14 protein-coding genes are annotated in these 16471 nt (G+C 50.6%); 1 reads left to right on the plus strand and 13 read right to left on the minus strand.

What is annotated here, in order from left to right; genetic code table 11:
• Positions 1–13 precede the first annotated feature (13 nt).
• The 8 genes from ED901_RS15265 to ED901_RS15300 form a co-directional block, all read right to left on the minus strand.
• The gene (locus ED901_RS15265) at positions 14–757 is read right to left on the minus strand and encodes a class I SAM-dependent methyltransferase (RefSeq protein ID WP_122096422.1); all 744 of its coding nucleotides are present in this window, start codon (positions 755–757) and stop codon (positions 14–16) included.
• Positions 757–1209: an N-acetyltransferase gene (locus ED901_RS15270; protein WP_122096423.1), complete on the minus strand. Its 453-nt coding sequence runs from the start codon at positions 1207–1209 to the stop codon at positions 757–759. The genes ED901_RS15265 and ED901_RS15270 overlap by 1 nt, the downstream gene beginning before the upstream one ends.
• Positions 1206–2174 (minus strand): hypothetical protein, encoded by a 969-nt coding sequence (locus ED901_RS15275; protein WP_122096424.1) that lies wholly within the window; start codon positions 2172–2174, stop codon positions 1206–1208. The genes ED901_RS15270 and ED901_RS15275 overlap by 4 nt, the downstream gene beginning before the upstream one ends.
• Positions 2171–3133 carry a glycosylase gene (locus tag ED901_RS15280; protein WP_122096425.1) on the minus strand — a complete coding sequence of 321 codons (963 nt, stop codon included), beginning with the start codon at positions 3131–3133 and terminating at the stop codon, positions 2171–2173. Before ED901_RS15280 ends, ED901_RS15275 begins: the two co-directional genes overlap by 4 nt.
• Before the next feature lie 3 nt (positions 3134–3136).
• Complete coding sequence (locus ED901_RS15285; RefSeq protein WP_122096426.1) at positions 3137–3835, minus strand: WbqC family protein; 699 nt, start codon at positions 3833–3835, stop codon at positions 3137–3139.
• Between the two features lie 197 nt (positions 3836–4032).
• The gene (locus tag ED901_RS15290) at positions 4033–4359 is read right to left on the minus strand and encodes a hypothetical protein (protein ID WP_122096427.1); all 327 of its coding nucleotides are present in this window, start codon (positions 4357–4359) and stop codon (positions 4033–4035) included.
• Positions 4360–4465: 106 nt separating this feature from the next.
• Positions 4466–8107 carry an ATP-binding protein gene (locus ED901_RS15295; RefSeq protein ID WP_122096428.1) on the minus strand — a complete coding sequence of 1214 codons (3642 nt, stop codon included), beginning with the start codon at positions 8105–8107 and terminating at the stop codon, positions 4466–4468.
• Complete coding sequence (locus tag ED901_RS15300; RefSeq protein WP_205965109.1) at positions 8094–8759, minus strand: response regulator transcription factor; 666 nt, start codon at positions 8757–8759, stop codon at positions 8094–8096. The genes ED901_RS15295 and ED901_RS15300 overlap by 14 nt, the downstream gene beginning before the upstream one ends.
• Before the next feature lie 338 nt (positions 8760–9097).
• Between ED901_RS15300 and mutS the strand changes: the two genes are divergently transcribed.
• Positions 9098–11653, plus strand: coding sequence for a DNA mismatch repair protein MutS (gene mutS, locus ED901_RS15305; RefSeq protein ID WP_122096429.1), 2556 nt, complete (start codon positions 9098–9100; stop codon positions 11651–11653).
• A 118-nt stretch (positions 11654–11771) separates the two neighbouring features.
• Here the strand turns inward: mutS and rpoS are convergent, their stop codons facing one another.
• From rpoS to truD, 5 genes are all read right to left on the minus strand, one after another.
• Positions 11772–12758, minus strand: coding sequence for an RNA polymerase sigma factor RpoS (gene rpoS / locus ED901_RS15310; RefSeq protein WP_122096430.1), 987 nt, complete (start codon positions 12756–12758; stop codon positions 11772–11774).
• 51 nt (positions 12759–12809) lie between these two features.
• On the minus strand, positions 12810–13820 hold the full coding sequence (nlpD, locus tag ED901_RS15315; RefSeq protein ID WP_122096431.1) for a murein hydrolase activator NlpD: 1011 nt from the start codon (positions 13818–13820) through the stop codon (positions 12810–12812).
• 231 nt (positions 13821–14051) lie between these two features.
• Positions 14052–14678 carry a protein-L-isoaspartate(D-aspartate) O-methyltransferase gene (locus ED901_RS15320; protein ID WP_056772817.1) on the minus strand — a complete coding sequence of 209 codons (627 nt, stop codon included), beginning with the start codon at positions 14676–14678 and terminating at the stop codon, positions 14052–14054.
• Positions 14668–15432, minus strand: a complete 765-nt coding sequence (surE, locus tag ED901_RS15325) for a 5'/3'-nucleotidase SurE (protein WP_122096432.1) — start codon at positions 15430–15432, stop codon at positions 14668–14670. Before surE ends, ED901_RS15320 begins: the two co-directional genes overlap by 11 nt.
• Positions 15413–16459 carry a tRNA pseudouridine(13) synthase TruD gene (gene truD, locus ED901_RS15330; protein WP_162997883.1) on the minus strand — a complete coding sequence of 349 codons (1047 nt, stop codon included), beginning with the start codon at positions 16457–16459 and terminating at the stop codon, positions 15413–15415. The genes surE and truD overlap by 20 nt, the downstream gene beginning before the upstream one ends.
• Between the last annotated feature and the right edge of the window lie 12 nt (positions 16460–16471).

Genomic DNA, 16471 nt, shown 5'->3' on the forward strand with positions numbered 1-16471 from the left:
TAAACAGGCTTGATTAACGCCCTCTCTCACACATCAGAAATATGCTTGAACAGAGATCAGGGTAATGTTGTCCCAGCTGATAACAACCTTCCAGATACTCCGGGGAAATAATGTCTGTTTGCAACAAATGGTCCCACTGGAAATTAGCCAGTGCTTTGAAGAAAATTCCGGAACGATGTACAACGTTGAGACCTGCCGCCGTCGCCTCGCGCTCCAGAGTGTCCAGACTATAAGTACACCGGTGGCCGTGTGCTGCCTCAGCCTCTGTCACGGCAGAGTTATGAGAAATCAGTCCCATTTTAACGGCAATCTGACGAGAAGGTGCATTCGCATTAGGGCAAACGAGGAAAAAGCGTCCGCCTTCTTCAAGCCACTCATCATTAATCCGTTTTAATAGTTTTACAGGTTCGTCGATATGCTCAAGAACGTGAGTCAGAACAATATTATTATAACGCTTGGGTAATGTAGCCTCTTCAAACAAGGCATTAATATAGTGAACCTTATCTCCGAGTTTTTCCCGTGCTTGCGCCATTGCAACGCTGGACGCCTCAACACATGTCACGTCGTCAAAATGGTGCATAAAACGTTGAGTGAAATCGCCCTTAAAACTGCCTAATTCCAGTAAACTTCCTTTTATGAAAAAAGGCTCAAAAGAACGGATCATGAAAGGATGCATGACATCAAAATCAAATCCGTAGGCATATTGATGGTCAGGCGCATCATTTATTTCATTATTATAATCACGTTGTAAATTCATCATATTTCTCTTTGCAAATCCATTGTCATCAGGATGGTGCCTGTGGTGTTGAGCTCCGGGGTAAAACCCAGCTTCCGGTAAAGGCTCAATGCAGCTACATTCGCGTTATTAACTTCCAGGCTGACTTTCCCCACCCCTTGCCCATGAACCTGCTCAAGCGCATTTTTCATCAGAAGGAGGGCTATTTTTTGCCCCTGCAAAGCAGGGATCACGCTGACATTAGTAATATAAGCACCCCGGTCAGGATCGTTGGAGTACAGGCATATCAAACCCGCCAGAACGTCATGATGCCAGCCCTCGATACACAGGGCGTGTCGGGTCACTTTCGTCGCGTACTCAGCAATGTTGACCCGGTGGCTCAGGGGGGGAATAAAGGCATCGTCACATATCATCAGATGTTCAGTGACCTGTGCGGCGCTTGCAGAGTCAGAACGGACAACAATTTCGCTCATGATAATTTCAGTTCTGCGAGGCCGAAGCCGTCGCGGCCAAAATCATTACCGTTATAAAGCAGATAAATATGTCCTTCGCATTCAAAGATATGCGGATAGCACTGCATCTCGTCGTCCCATTCACCGGTCTCACCCAGCGCAGGCACCTTAGTGTCGTCACGGGTCCAGGTGATCCCGTCTTCAGAAAAGGCATATCCCAAACGATAACCACGGCCTGCGGCCTGGCGAAAATTATAAGATTCGCGATAACAAAAAAAGAGGTGAAAAAGTCCGCCAAAATGCGCCACTGTTGGGAGTGCCTGACTTTCCTGCGGGCCAAGCCGGTCAGGAATTATCTGATTCGCCTGCTGGCGATGCCATTCAATGCCATCCGCTGATTGGGCGTAACCAATTTTATAGGTACGGTCGGGCGGAGAGTCTGGCGCATATTGCTTCCACCCGGTTCCAAAGATGTACCACATATGGAATGTATCGTTAATCACCTTCACAAACGCATCAGCGACAAGGCATGGCTCATACTGGGACGCCGCCATAACTGGCCCTTGCCCGAACCGCTGAAATGTTTTTCCCGCATCCTGACTTGTCGCAAGCCCGATCGCGGTATCAACCGATACAGAAACCCGCCGGTTCCATCCCGTCGTAAAGGCCATGACTTTATTTTTGTACGGCACAACGTTAAAAGGGAAAATACCATGTTCGTCAAAACATCCCGTTTCTCCCTGGCAAATAACGGGCTGCTGGTTGGTTGCCAGTACCTTTTGAAGTGTTTTATCCATATCAACATACGCGACATGGCTGATGTATTTTCCATTATGAGGGTCGGGAGTGCGGGTGGAAAAATAGATACGGATAAACGTTTCAAATACTAAAGTCTGAGGTGATTGTGCGAATAAACCCGGTTGCCCGTTCAGGATAAATTCGCCGGGCGTAAAAATTTTGCCATGCCGGATCCATTGCCAGTTCATCGTAACTCTCCCTGTAATTGCGCAAGTCCAAAACCTTCGCGGCCTACGCCGTCACCCAGATACGCCATATAGATTTTGCCATCCAGTTCAAATACATGTGGATAGCTGATCATTTCCGCATCCCATCCTTCAGACGACACATCAATGCCCGCTTTACTGTCATCACGCGTCCAGTCAGTTAAGTTTTCACTGGACGCATAGCCAATTCGATAGCCATATTGCTTGCCCCGGTAATCACTGCTGTAGCGATAACTGAAAAACATATGGTATTTGCCATTCGCAAAGAAGACATCCGGGCTGGCCTGAGCCTCATCTTCTTCAATACGACTTGCAATTAAATCGCAGTTGCGTTTTTTCCAATGAACGCCGTCATCTGAGGTCGCCATTCTTATTTTGTAAACAGGTTCAGCACGGCCCTCAACAGTCTTCCACTTTCGCCCGGCGATATAAAAAAGTTGCCACTGGTCGTTGAAGCGCCGAATTTTGGGGCCACTGATAACAAAAGGCTCTTCAGGAGAATATTCGATGACCGGCCCGCACCCAATCCTTTGAAAACTCTGCCCCCCGTCGTTACTGACAGCGGTACCAATGGCGACGTTAAAAGGCACTGATTCACAACGCGTCCAGCCTGCATACCAGGCTCTGATCTGCGTTCCATCGCGTATCACCGAGACAGGATAGGTACCGAATTCATCAAACTCGCCTAATCTGCCCAGCGGAAGGATGGGGTTATCAGCGATGCGCAGCACTTTGAACAGGTCATTACGGTCAAGATCTACCCAGGCTGAATAACTGACAAACTGGCCATTCTTATCTGCAGGAGGCCGGCAGGAGAAATAAACACGAACATAATTATCGAAGACCAGTGTGGCAGGCGCTTGTGCAAAGGCACTGAGCCACGGGCGGCCTGTGACTTCCTGCGGGGTAAAAACTTTACCCAGCTTTTTCCATTGGAACATTATTCATACCAGAGAATAGTTATATTTGACACTGTGGCGAACGGTGTCCAGAGAGTTGAACATCAGAACGTCGGCGATCGAAAGCCAGGGGACGAAAGTGTTTGAAAATTGAGGATATTCTTCCCCATGAGATTGGATGAAATTAAGCCTGATCCCTTCACGGGCAAAGTCGCCTTCGCTGTATAACGCTTTGCCACCAATAGCGTTGATATAATGATCTGCCGATAACGCCTTGCAGATTGATAAAACTTTCTCCGGGCCTTTTAAATTTTCGTTTTTTGATACCGAAGAAGATATAATGATTCTTGTTTTAATATCGAGCAAAGCAGCGGTTCTACACAGTGAATAATGTAGGTACGCAAACAGATTACTCTCTTCATGTAGGACAATATCTTCAACAAATGGATATATCTCACTGAAGAATGGCGCTTTCGAATAGGCACCTTTGAACTGATTAAGTAATTTCGTTTTATTAAATCCCGGCGAGATAGTCCTGTCAGCGATATTCAAAGAATCGGCGCCTTTCGTGAGAGGCAAACTGAATACCGTATCCTTGTTGTTTTGCAACATGCGATTTCGATTTATCCAGCCTTTTTTTGTATATTTAATATTATCATAGATAACAAACACATCAGCTGAAGCCATCAGTTGAAAATAACCAATATAGGGAAGAAAATAAGGCTGCATAATAGCGATTTTCATACTTTTCCTCTCCTGAAGATCCCCGGTTCTTAACGCCATCTGTGAGTCACAGGATACCGTATTTAAGTGGTCGCTAAAGCCTTAAACACGGCGCTGTTTCAGCGCTAATTTGGGCAACGGTCATGCAGACAGGCACTGCGAGAAAACGTGAGAAGATAATAAAAAGCCGCCTGTGAAGGCGGCCTGAAGACGATTTATTATCTGACCATCATATAGTCCTGATGGACAGTGGCACTAATAATGGTATCGACAGCAGTGAAGAAGTCTTCCAGGCCGTTGACCTTATTAAGGTCAACAGTTCCTGTTTTATGTTTTCGAAATACAACACACTCACCGTCGTAGTCATAGTCGAAAAAGACTTCGCCCTCATTCTGACCGGTTATTTTCAGCAGTTTTAATCTGAATGAATTATCTTTATAAACAACCTGAATGGACTCACTGAAATCTCCTTTAAATTGAGAGGAATAGGTCTTTATTTCATTCATCTGTTCGAGATCTAATTTTCTTACGTCGCTCTGCCCCATCGTCACTGATTCCTGTTTTAAAAAGCGGCTTCATTGCCGCTTTCTGAATGAATTAATCGGAGAAAGACAGAGAAAATAAAGGGAGCGGAAGACGTTTTTTCCAAACTTATCCCGAGAAAGGTGTTTCAGTTGTACGGGTATATTCCGCGAGTTTCAGTGCAAGATAGTCCAGCTCAGCCAGTAACTGATTCACTGCTTCTTCACAGTCCTCCTCATTCTCACAGACGATTTCCAGCGTATCGCAGGCATCTGTCAGGTTCTGCGCCTTGATCACCTGTGCGCCACCCCTTATCCGGTGAGCAAGGGCTTTCAGAGTGGCCAGATCCGCGGCGGAAAAAGCGGTCTGAATGTGTTTTTTATCCTGCGACATTCCGGTGAGAAACGTCTGCAAAAGCATTGCGAGCTTTTGTGGACCCCCCTCCGTCAGTTGAATAAGCTCTGCTAAATCGAAATCTTCTTTTGGCGAAATAAACGCAGGGGACACTTCCTGGGATGAGGGTTCATTGACGAACAACGACGCCAGCATAGCCAGCGTGGCAGGCTTAAATAAACAGGCGTTCATTCCCTCGTGAAGGCATTTCTGACGTTCTTCGTTCAGTGCATTCGCTGTGAGCCCGACGATTCTGACAGGCGTGAGTCCCTGAGAATATTCGCTCTGGCGTATACTTCGCGTGAGCGCATAGCCATCCATCACAGGCATGTTGCAGTCGGTTATTACCAGTTCAAACACACCGTTTTGCCAAAGTTCCAGTGCCTCCTGCCCGTTTTGGGCAGACGTGACCTGATGGCCTAATGAGGCGAGTTGTAATGATAAAACTTCGCGGTTGGCGGCGTAATCATCAACGATCAGAATACGTTGTCGTGCCGCTGTTTGTGCCACAGGAGCTGCTCTCGCAACGGCAGGCTGCCATTTCGCCCGACGCAACGGCAGTACAATGCTGATGCAAGTGCCCTGTTGCAACTCGCTTTCCAGCAACAAAGTGCCGCCCATCATTTCGCACAGTGTTTTGCAGATAAGCAAACCCAGCCCGGAACTTTGCTGCGATGAAAGGGTATTGTTTCCTGCCTGAGAGAAACGGGAGAACAAATTCTGGCTGTCTTCATGGGAAATCCCGATGCCACTGTCGCGGATTTCCAGCGACAGTTGCAGCTGCTCATCACTGGATTCTGTCACACGGGCACAAACGCTGATTTCACCCTGGTCCGTGAATTTCAGCGCATTGCTCAACACATTGGAGAGGATTTGTTTGAATCTCAACGGATCAATCAGGACACCGTAATCCAAAGAGCTGCTTTCACGTAACGTAAATTCCAGCCCCTTACGGCGCGATAACGCCTCAAACAACCGGCAAACAGAATGGATGAGCTGACCGAGGTTACCGGTCTGTTCATTAAGGGAAAGATGACCACTTTCGGCGCGCTCGATATCGAGAATATCCCCTATCAGCTCCAGTAAACTTTGCGCTTCAGCCGATGCAATTTTCAGGGAGCGTTTATCGACAATTCCAGCCTCAGCACTATTAGCCGCCAGTTCCAGCATGCCGATGATCACATTCATCGGCGTGCGGATTTCATGACTCATGGTGGTGAGGAATGTCGATTTAGCTTCGCTGGCTTGCAGAGCCCGGTCTTTATCCGTTTGCAATCTTTCCAGGCGCTGCTGACGTTCACTGATGTCATACCAGCCACCGATAATGCCGATGATTTCCCCCTGCCCGGTTCTGTAAGGCAGGATCCAGTGATGGATAATCCGAAAGTCGTTTTGGCTGATACGCAAAATACGGTCACTGACGATACTTTCTCCACCCTCGATGACACGCCGGTAACTTTGTTGTAATTCGTCAGCACGCTCACCGTTATCGCCCAGCACTTCATACACCGATTTACCAAGCATCTCCTCTCTGGTGCTGTTAAGTTGCCGGAGATAACTGCTATTGCATAACAACAATTTTCCTTCACGATCACGGACATAAATAGGTAAAGGGGTGCCGTCGATCAGATCCTTCATAAAGGTCAGTTGATCATTGAGTTTATGTTCAGCCTTCACCCGGCGTCGGATCAGGCTGCGTAGCCAGATTATCCAGAACAACAGAAAGACCAGTGACGCAGTGAGGACCAGAAATCCTCGTAACAATTTACGCCGATCGAAGTTCCAGAAATTGTGATCGACAATAATCTGCCCGCGCCAGTGATTACTGAGTTCGCTCATTTGTGCCGGCGTGATCGTTGCAAGGGACTTACTGATAATACTCAGCAATTCTGGCTTATCTTCTGAGACCGCCACGCTCATATGGAGGGACTGATTGCTGAACACTGCATCAATTTTGACGCGATTTTTATAATAGTTATCGACAATAAAAACAGCTTCCGCCAGGGAGATAATCGCAGCATCCACTCTGTGGCTGTCCAGCATACGGAAGGTTCCGATGGCGTCATCAGCGACCAAAGGTTGCATCAGCGGATAGTCGCGGCGGATGACGTTAAGGACAGGATCACGCTCCACCACGGCCACGCGTAATGCTTGGGCAGAAAGCTCACGGGTTGCCAGAGTACTTTCCGACCGGCTGACGATGACATAACTGTCACGATAGAACGTGGGGGAATAACGAAGTCCTTCAGGAGGGGACTGATGATTGTCAGTGACGGCGACGGCAATATCCGCCGCGTTATTTTTAAGTAAACGTTCAGCTTCACCCGCGCTTTTCGTTTTTATCCAGACAAGCTGCAAACCGGCAATCCGGGCGACTTCTTTCAAAACATCAGAGTTAATACCATGCGCCTGACGGTCGGGACCAAAAAAGGAATAAGGCTCGTTATTGTTTTCCAGCGCGACCCGCAGCACACGGTGCTCATCGCGCCACTGTGTTTCCCGTGCATCAAATAATGCCGCCTTACCTTCCAGGCCCCGTTGCGATTTTATACCCCAAAATTTGAGAAGCTTCTGATGATCATGGGGGGTAATAGAGGTGAGAACTTTATTGATGAGCGCTAAGAGGGGCTGTTCATCGTCTCTGAGAGCAAACGCAAACTGACTTTCCGGCAACGACGCCTTGCTGTGAATGGAAATGTTATTGAAGAAACGACGACCAGAGAGAAACTCTGCACTGATATTATCACCGAGGAAAAAGTCATTTTCACCGAATGAGACGGAACCCATCGCACTAAAATTGGACGGATAAATCTTCAGCCGGATCCCGGGGTATGCCTGCAATATCCAGCGGGGTGGCAGGTAGTGATAGACCATCGCCACAGAGACTCCGTTGAAATCACCGGAAAAATCACGCCCTGCATCTGAGCGTCCGGCCAAGACAGGTTTATCTTCGGAATAAGGGGCAGACAACACCAGCCGCTGCTCAGAAGCATCAAATCCGTTAGCGGTACCGAGGAAATCAATATCCCCGCGCCTGAGTGCAGCAATGACTTCCTGCCGTGAATCAAATACTTTAACCCTGACCGGGATCTGCAATGTATTACTGATAACTGTCGCAAAATCGGCAGTCACGCCGTTATATTTACTGTCAAAGTTGATGATATCAAAGGGCGGATAATCCGGCTCAGAAACCCCGAGCGTCAGCTCACCTTTTTGTTTAAGCCAGCTCTGCTGCGCGTCAGTCAACGTAATCTGCGGCACCGGGCCATTAATCTGCCCGTCCAGTATCGCGCTGTAGGGGGCTGCCGCCGTTGCACTGAAACTCAGCAGCATGACGAAAATCAGACAGACTGCCCGCCACATGTCATTCAATCTCATGCCGTTGTGCCATTTCAGCCAGCGCCAGCACCGTACTGACGTTAAGTTTTTCCAGGATGCGTGACTTATAGGTACTGACCGTTTTTTCGCTTAATGAGAGAGATTCTGCGATTTGTTTATTGTTCAAACCATTCACCAGATACTTCATGACCATCATTTCACGATTGGATAAGGCCGCCAGCTTTTGAGCCTCGCCAGTGTGAAACGTATGTTCCCGCACATCTGGGGTCAACTGCGGGAAAAATGAATATCCAGCCATCGCCGCATTGATAACATCCGTCAGGATAGAAAGGTTATCTTTTTTGGAAACATAACCGACCGCGCCAGCCTGCAGACAGCGCAGGATAAACTGATCGCTTTGCTGTGAGGAGAGAACAATAATTTTGGTCGGGATCTCTTTCTCTTTAAGGCGGCGAATCACATCCAGACCGTCCAGGCCCGGAATGGCGAGATCCAGAATCATTAAATCAGGCTGATGCTTCTGACATTGCTGAACAGCATCAATACCATTACCGCATTCTGCAACAACCTCAAACCCGGCATTTATAACTAATAATCTGACACTGGCCAGTATGAAGGGATGGTCGTCAACAATGATGGCTTTGCGCAACGTAGTAATCTCTGAGTAAGGGTAAAACAGAATCCGCTGCATTAAGGGGCGACATCCATTGATCTTAGCAGTGCTTTGCAGTGCCGGAGAGAATTCCTGTGTGCAAATGATGTTAACATATTGCTAATCCATTTAAGGATGAGCGTCATAAACCACAGCCCCCGTGCTGGCATGGAGTCTCCGTACGTTAGTTTCCCTCCTTGTTACATATTTGTAATTTATCATATTTTTTCTTCGCACAGTTTGCGGGATGCTTTCCATTTTTAGCTGTGACAGCCGATTGCCCGCTGGGCTACTATAAGCGTCATTAAATGGCGGCCTGTATGTCAGAAAAGCCAATAAGTCGCTTGCGCCTAAAATGGATTAATAAGACTAAATCTATGACTGATAATAAAAATTTAGATGCCCACACCCCAATGATGCAGCAATACCTGCGTCTTAAAGCAGAGAACCCGGAAGTTTTGCTGTTTTACCGTATGGGCGACTTTTACGAACTGTTTTATGACGATGCAAAACGTGCGTCACAGCTGATGGATATTTCGCTGACCAAACGCGGATCCTCTGCCGGTGAGCCGATCCCGATGGCGGGTGTGCCTTATCACGCGGTAGAAGGCTATCTGGCGAAACTGGTGCAGCTGGGTGAATCCGTCGCTATCGCAGAACAAATTGGCGATCCGGCACTCAGCAAAGGGCCGGTTGACCGAAAAGTAGTGCGCATCGTCACACCGGGTACGGTCAGTGATGAAGCATTACTCAGCGAGCGCCACGATAACCTGCTGGCGGCCATCTGGCAGGACGGGCGCGGTTTCGGCTACGCAACGCTGGACATCAGCTCCGGGCGTTTTCGCGTCGCCCAGCCGGACGATCTGGAAACAATGGCTGCTGAGTTACAACGCACCAATCCGGCAGAATTGCTCTATCCGGAAAGCTTTGAAGCCATGTCGCTTATTTCTTCACGCCGCGGTCTGCGCCGTCGTCCTATGTGGGAGTTTGAGCTGGAAACGGCTAAGCAGCAGCTGAATCTGCAATTCGGTACCCGCGATTTGAGCGGTTTTGGCGTCGAGCAGGCGGCTCAGGCTCTGCGCGCTGCCGGTTGTCTGCTGCAGTATGTGAAAGATACCCAGCGCACCGCCCTCCCCCACATTCGCGGCGTGACCATGGAGCGCCAGCAGGATGGCATCATTATGGATGCGGCCACGCGCCGAAATCTTGAACTGACGCAAAACCTGGCCGGTGGGGTGGAGAACACTCTCGCCGCGGTGCTGGATCAGGCCGTGACGCCAATGGGCAGCCGTATGCTCAAACGCTGGATCCACATGCCGAGCCGCGACATCCGGCTGCTGACAAACCGTCAGCAAACCATCAGTGCGCTGCAGGATATCACGGCGGACTTACAGCCCGTTCTGCGTCAGGTCGGCGATCTGGAACGTATTCTGGCACGTCTCGCCCTGCGCAGCGCACGTCCGCGCGATCTGGCCCGTATGCGACACGCTCTGCAGCAGTTGCCGGAAATCCGGGCAATCTTGCAGGAAACTCATGCTCAGCATGTTCAGACGCTGGTGGAGCAAACCGGAGACTTCACAGAACTGGTGGAACTGCTGGAACGCGCAGTGATCGAAAGTCCTCCGGTGCTGGTTCGTGATGGTGGCGTGATTGCACCGGGCTACAATGCTGAACTGGACGAATGGCGTGCGCTGGCCGACGGAGCAACAGATTATCTCGATCGCCTCGAAATCCGCGAACGTGAAAAACTGGGGCTGGATACGCTGAAGGTCGGTTTTAATGGCGTTCACGGTTATTACATTCAGGTAAGCCGGGGTCAGAGCCATCTTGTGCCGATCCACTATGTCCGCCGCCAGACGTTAAAAAATGCCGAACGCTATATCATTCCGGAACTGAAAGAGTACGAAGATAAAGTCCTCACGTCGAAAGGCAAAGCACTGTCGCTGGAAAAAGCGCTGTACGAAGAGCTTTTTGATCTGCTGATGCCGCATCTGTTTGCTTTACAGCAAAGTGCCGGTGCGCTGGCTGAGCTGGACGTACTGAGCAATCTGGCGGAACGTGCCTATACGCTGAATTACGCCTGCCCGGCCATGAGCGAGAAACCGGGGATCAACATCACCGGCGGACGTCACCCGGTCGTTGAACAGGTGCTCAGTGAACCCTTTATCTCCAACCCGCTGAACATGTCTCCGGCGCGACGTATGCTGATCATCACCGGCCCCAACATGGGCGGTAAGAGTACCTACATGCGTCAGGCGGCGCTGATCGTTCTGATGGCACATATTGGCAGCTACGTCCCCGCAGAGTCGGCAACGATTGGCCCTGTCGATCGCATCTTTACCCGCGTGGGGGCTGCGGACGATCTGGCGTCAGGGCGTTCAACCTTCATGGTGGAAATGACCGAAACGGCTAATATCCTGCATAACGCCACTGAAAACAGTCTGGTGCTGATGGATGAAATCGGCCGCGGTACCTCTACTTACGACGGCCTGTCACTGGCCTGGGCATGTGCCGAGAATCTGGCTAGCCGCATAAAAGCCATGACGCTGTTTGCCACCCATTACTTCGAGCTGACCACGCTGCCGGAAAAAATGGAAGGCACGGTGAATGTTCATCTGGATGCTATCGAACATGGCGATACCATTGCCTTTATGCACAGCGTCCAGGACGGTGCCGCAAGTAAAAGCTATGGCCTGGCCGTAGCCGCACTGGCCGGTGTCCCGCGCGATGTGATTAAGCGAGCACGCCAAAAACTGAAAGAGCTGGAAACGTTATCTAATAACGCCGCCGCCAGCAAAGTGGATGGCCCGCAGCTGACGCTGCTGACGGAGGAAGTCTCACCGGCAGTTGAAGCGCTGGAAGCCCTTGATGTGGATTCGTTATCACCACGGCAGGCGCTGGAATGGATTTATCGTTTGAAAGAGTTGGTGTAGAAGCGGCAGAACGCCAATGAAATGACAGACATAAAAAACGGCGGAGATTAACCCGCCGTTTTTTTGATGCAAAATCTGATGCTGTATTGCCTAAAAAGTAAATGATTCGCCGAACGAATTACTCACGGAACAAAGCTTCGATGCTCAGCCCCTGTCCCTGCAAAATCTCACGCAGGCGACGCAAACCTTCTACCTGAATCTGACGAACACGTTCACGTGTCAGGCCAATTTCGCGACCTACATCTTCCAGCGTCGCAGCTTCATAACCTAACAGGCCGAAACGACGTGCCAGCACTTCACGCTGTTTTGCATTCAACTCGAATAACCACTTCACGATACTCTGTTTCATATCGTCGTCTTGCGTGGTGTCTTCCGGGCCGTTGTCTTTCTCATCCGCCAGAATGTCTAACAGCGCTTTCTCCGAGTCACCACCCAACGGGGTATCAACAGAGGTAATACGCTCATTCAGGCGCAACATACGGCTGACGTCATGTACCGGCTTGTCGAGTTGCTCTGCAATCTCTTCAGCGCTCGGCTCATGGTCAAGTTTATGCGCAAGTTCACGTGCAGTACGCAGGTAAACGTTCAGTTCCTTCACGATGTGAATCGGCAAACGAATGGTACGGGTTTGATTCATGATCGCCCGTTCAATGGTCTGACGTATCCACCATGTCGCATAGGTAGAAAAACGGAATCCACGCTCAGGGTCAAATTTTTCAACCGCACGGATCAGACCCAGGTTACCTTCCTCGATCAAATCCAGCAGTGCCAGACCGCGATTGCTGTAGCGGCGGGCAATTTTAACCACCAAACGCAGGTTACTTTCAATCATACGGCGACGCGAAGGAACATCTCCACGCAGCGCACGTCTTGCAAAATAAACTTCCTCTTCTGCCGTAAGCAGAGGGGAATAACCGATCTCACCAAGGTACAGTTGAGTTGCGTCCAGCACTCGTTGGCTTACAGTCTGCGACAACAACTCTTCTTCAGCGTCGTTATCGGCAGTCTCTTCGACTGTGGTTTTCTCGTCAAAGGCTTCAGCGCTGTTCTCATCGAAATCTACATCATCATGTAACTCGTTAACTTTCAGCGTATTCTGACTCATAAGCTGCTCCTACCCGTGGTCCCGAGGGCAGAATTTAAGACTCTGCCCGAGTTATCGCTGCGGAAGATAACGCAGCGGGTTTACGGATTTCCCCTTGTAACGAATTTCAAAATGCAATCTTACTGAACTGGTTCCGGTGCTACCCATAGTCGCTATTTTTTGTCCCGCCTGCACTTCTTGTTGTTCCCGGACCAGCATTGTATCGTTATGTGCATAGGCGCTCAGGTAATCATCATTGTGTTTGATGATGATTAGATTACCGTAACCGCGAAGAGCATTGCCTGCGTACACTACACGCCCCGAGGCGGTGGCGACGACAGACTGTCCGCGCGAACCTGCAATATCGATCCCCTTATTTCCCCCTTCAGAAGCAGAGAAATTATCGATAATTTTCCCGTCGGTCGGCCATTTCCATGTGGAAACCGGACCGCCATTATTTGCTGGAGTGGCGACGGGAGTGCTGGCTACGGCAACAGGTGTGGTTGTGGTAACTGCACCTGATGAAGGCAACATCTTACCTACATTCTGTTTACCAGAAGATTCAGAATACGTGGTAGTTGGTTGAGATGCAACCACAGAACCTGTGAGCATTCCGCCTGTCGGCACTTTAGGAACACCGCCAGAAGTTGCGTCTGTAGCGGCTAAAGTTCCCCCCGTGCTGGCAGCAGAAGAGACGTTATTTATCTGGATATTTTGGCCAACTTCCAGGCTGTAGGGCGCGGCGATATTGTTACGCGCAGCAAGGTCCCGGAAGTCGTTGCCGGTGATCCAGGCGATGTAAAAAAGGGTGTCGCCACGCTTCACCTGATACGTGCTGCCACTGTAGCTGCCTTTAGGGATAGCGTTGTAGCTACGGTTGTACACAATGCGTCCACCGGGGGCGACCGCAGGAGCATTTGGCGTCGCTGAATTCGGAGTATTCTGACTACCACCGCCGCCGCCATTGACACTACTGATAGGTGCGGATGTGGTTGAATTGTTCGAACATCCCGCCATCCAGGCACTGATAAACGTACAGACCGCAATGCGGCTTAGTGTTTTTATTGGGCTTCCCGTGCTCATATTTCCCCCGTTACGGCAATCTCAGAATAACGCTTTAACCTCGCACACCGCGCCAGATGGCGCTTCTCGTATCATGTCATACCGTGCGGGCAGGCAACACGCCCACTCAGGTTAATTCCTGAATGCGCCGTGCCATAAAAAACTGTAGTGGATGCTATCAACATAGCCAGTACAGCACCATATAACAGTTGTATTTAAATTTTAAGGGGTTAGTCCTGCCGGATGTCTGAATCAGGCCAGTTCGCCTTTCACCAGCGGGACAAAGCGAACAGCTTCAATCGTCTCGGCAGTGAACTCATCACCGCGGCGGGTGATACGTTGCAGGATCTGATTCTCTTCGCCGACAGGCAGAATCATCACCCCGCCGTCATCGAGTTGTTTCAGCAGGTCTTGGGGAATTTCAGGAGGAGCAGCGGTGACAATGATGGCGTCGAACGGCCCACGCGAAGGCCAGCCCAGCCAGCCATCTCCGTGACGCGTTGAGACATTATGCAAATCAAGTTGCTTGAGGCGTCTTTTGGCCTGCCACTGCAACCCTTTAATCCGTTCAACCGAAAAGACATGCTCTACCAGATGGGCCAGAATCGCGGTCTGATAACCGGAGCCGGTGCCTATCTCAAGCACCCGCGAAGAAGGCTCAAGGCGCAGCAGTTCAGTCATTCTCGCCACGGTATAAGGCTGGGAGATGGTCTGGCCGGAGCCAATCGGCAGCGCTGTATTTTCATAGGCTTTATGCTGGAACGCCTCATCCACAAAGCGCTCACGCGGCACCGCCTCAATGGCATGCAGCAGTTTCTCATCATGAATGCCCTGCTGCCGCAACTGTTCCAGCAGGTTATACATTGGCTTATTCACCATTCGCGCTCACCCCGGCTCTTTCCAACCATGAGACTACGACATCCTGAGCCGCATAGGCGGTTAAATCTACCTGAAGAGGCGTGACTGAAACGTAACCTTGTGCAACAGCAGCAAAATCTGTGTCAGCGGCGACATCAAACTTATCGCCCGGCGGGCCGATCCAGTACATATCCTGCCCGCGGGGATCCTGCTGACAAAATACCTTTTCGGCCGGATGTCGGCTACCACATCGGGTCACGCGGATGCCTTTGATCTCGGATAAAGGCAGATCAGGCACGTTAATATTCAGAATTTTGCCAGTACGTAATGGCTCGCGGGCCAGCGCCCTGAGAATGCGACAGGTGATGATAGCGGCGGTGTCATAATGCTGATGTCCGTCGAGTGATACCGCCAGCGCAGGAAAGCCCAGATGACGCCCTTCCATGGCCGCCGCCACCGTACCGGAGTAGATCACGTCATCGCCAAGATTTGGCCCGGCATTAATACCCGATACCACGATGTCCGGACGCGGACGCATCAGGGTGTTCACACCGAGATACACGCAATCGGTGGGCGTGCCGTTAATCACGGCGGTATCGCCGTTGGGATAGGACTGAATGCGTAACGGGCCGTCCAGCGTCAGCGCATTGGATGCGCCGCTGCGGTTACGGTCAGGGGCCACCAGCTTCACATCAGCAAACTCACGCAGCGCGGACGCCAGCGCCTGAATGCCGGGAGCCAGAATACCGTCGTCGTTACTCAGTAATATCCGCATTGCTTTCATCCAGATTCATCAGCTCGCGCACGACGCTCGTGGCGTAACTGCCGGCCGGTAGCCAGAATTTGAGTTCCAGAGTGACGTCATCCCAGCGCTGCCAGTTCAGATGCAAAGGCAACAGCATGATGGCGCGACGTGCAGGCTCGACTCTTTCGCGTTTAAGTAACGACAGTAAATCAGCCTGTTCACTCAGGCAAGCCAGCTCAAATTTTTCAGCGTCTTCCAGCGTACCCAGCGGGCCATCTCCGGGCAAAGGCGCCGTCACCAGCAGCTCTGCGTTTTCCACGCGCGGTTGAATGGAGTCGAACTCGTCGGCCTTCGCGACAAACCAGCTGCCGCGACCGCTAAGTTGTAACGCATCGCCAGGCATTGCCTGACGAACAGTGTTATCAGCCAGTCGCTGACTGGCAATAATGTTGAACAAAGCACTGCGGCTGGCTGAAAGATAGAAACTGCGTTTGGCACGTTCTTTTGGCCGGGCTTCGTTAGTCGCCCAGCGTTTCGCCTGCACCAGATTATTGCCGCCGCGACCAAAGCGCTGAGTACCGAAATAGTTCGGCACGCCGCATTGGGTAATTTTTTCCAGACGCGCTTCAACATCGGCGATATCACTTATCTGGCGAAGCACCAGCGTAAATGCGTTGCCTTTCAGTGTACCGATACGCATCTTTTTACGATGGCGTGAGGCGCGGATCACTTCGCAACCTTCGAGATTGAACTGACTTAAATCAGGATCGGCTTTACCCGGCAAGTGCAGGCAAAACCATTGTTCGGTGACTGCATGACGATCTTTCAAACCAGCATAGCTGACATCACGCGGATGCACTTTGGCAAAACGCGCCAGCTGTTCGGCAACAAACTGTGTATTACAGCCGTTTTTGCGGATCCGCACTAACAGATGTTCACCCTCGCCGTCCGGCTCAAAGCCCAGATCTTCTTCGACAATAAAGTCTTCCGGATTGGCTTTCAGCTGGCCGGTGGCGACGGGCTCGCCCAGTAACCAGGTGAGACGGGACATATCTATCATGCGGTAATC

This window comes from Rahnella sp. Larv3_ips (assembly GCF_003697865.1).
GTDB lineage: Bacteria > Pseudomonadota > Gammaproteobacteria > Enterobacterales > Enterobacteriaceae > Rahnella > Rahnella rivi.

Bases quoted from the DNA above. Each gene is read 5' to 3' on its own strand.
- ED901_RS15265 (WP_122096422.1), bottom strand. From the start codon at position 757: ATGAATTTACAACGTGATTATAATAATGAAATAAATGATGCGCCTGAC.
- ED901_RS15275 (WP_122096424.1), bottom strand. From the start codon at position 2,174: ATGAACTGGCAATGGATCCGGCATGGCAAAATTTTTACGCCCGGCGAA.
- ED901_RS15295 (WP_122096428.1), bottom strand. From the start codon at position 8,107: ATGAGATTGAATGACATGTGGCGGGCAGTCTGTCTGATTTTCGTCATG.
- nlpD (WP_122096431.1), bottom strand. From the start codon at position 13,820: ATGAGCACGGGAAGCCCAATAAAAACACTAAGCCGCATTGCGGTCTGT.
- ED901_RS15290 (WP_122096427.1), bottom strand. From the start codon at position 4,359: ATGGGGCAGAGCGACGTAAGAAAATTAGATCTCGAACAGATGAATGAA.
- ED901_RS15270 (WP_122096423.1), bottom strand. From the start codon at position 1,209: ATGAGCGAAATTGTTGTCCGTTCTGACTCTGCAAGCGCCGCACAGGTC.
- ED901_RS15285 (WP_122096426.1), bottom strand. From the start codon at position 3,835: ATGAAAATCGCTATTATGCAGCCTTATTTTCTTCCCTATATTGGTTAT.
- rpoS (WP_122096430.1), bottom strand. From the start codon at position 12,758: ATGAGTCAGAATACGCTGAAAGTTAACGAGTTACATGATGATGTAGAT.
- mutS (WP_122096429.1), top strand. From the start codon at position 9,098: ATGACTGATAATAAAAATTTAGATGCCCACACCCCAATGATGCAGCAA.
- ED901_RS15300 (WP_205965109.1), bottom strand. From the start codon at position 8,759: ATGCAGCGGATTCTGTTTTACCCTTACTCAGAGATTACTACGTTGCGC.
- surE (WP_122096432.1), bottom strand. From the start codon at position 15,432: ATGCGGATATTACTGAGTAACGACGACGGTATTCTGGCTCCCGGCATT.
- ED901_RS15320 (WP_056772817.1), bottom strand. From the start codon at position 14,678: ATGGTGAATAAGCCAATGTATAACCTGCTGGAACAGTTGCGGCAGCAG.
- ED901_RS15280 (WP_122096425.1), bottom strand. From the start codon at position 3,133: ATGTTCCAATGGAAAAAGCTGGGTAAAGTTTTTACCCCGCAGGAAGTC.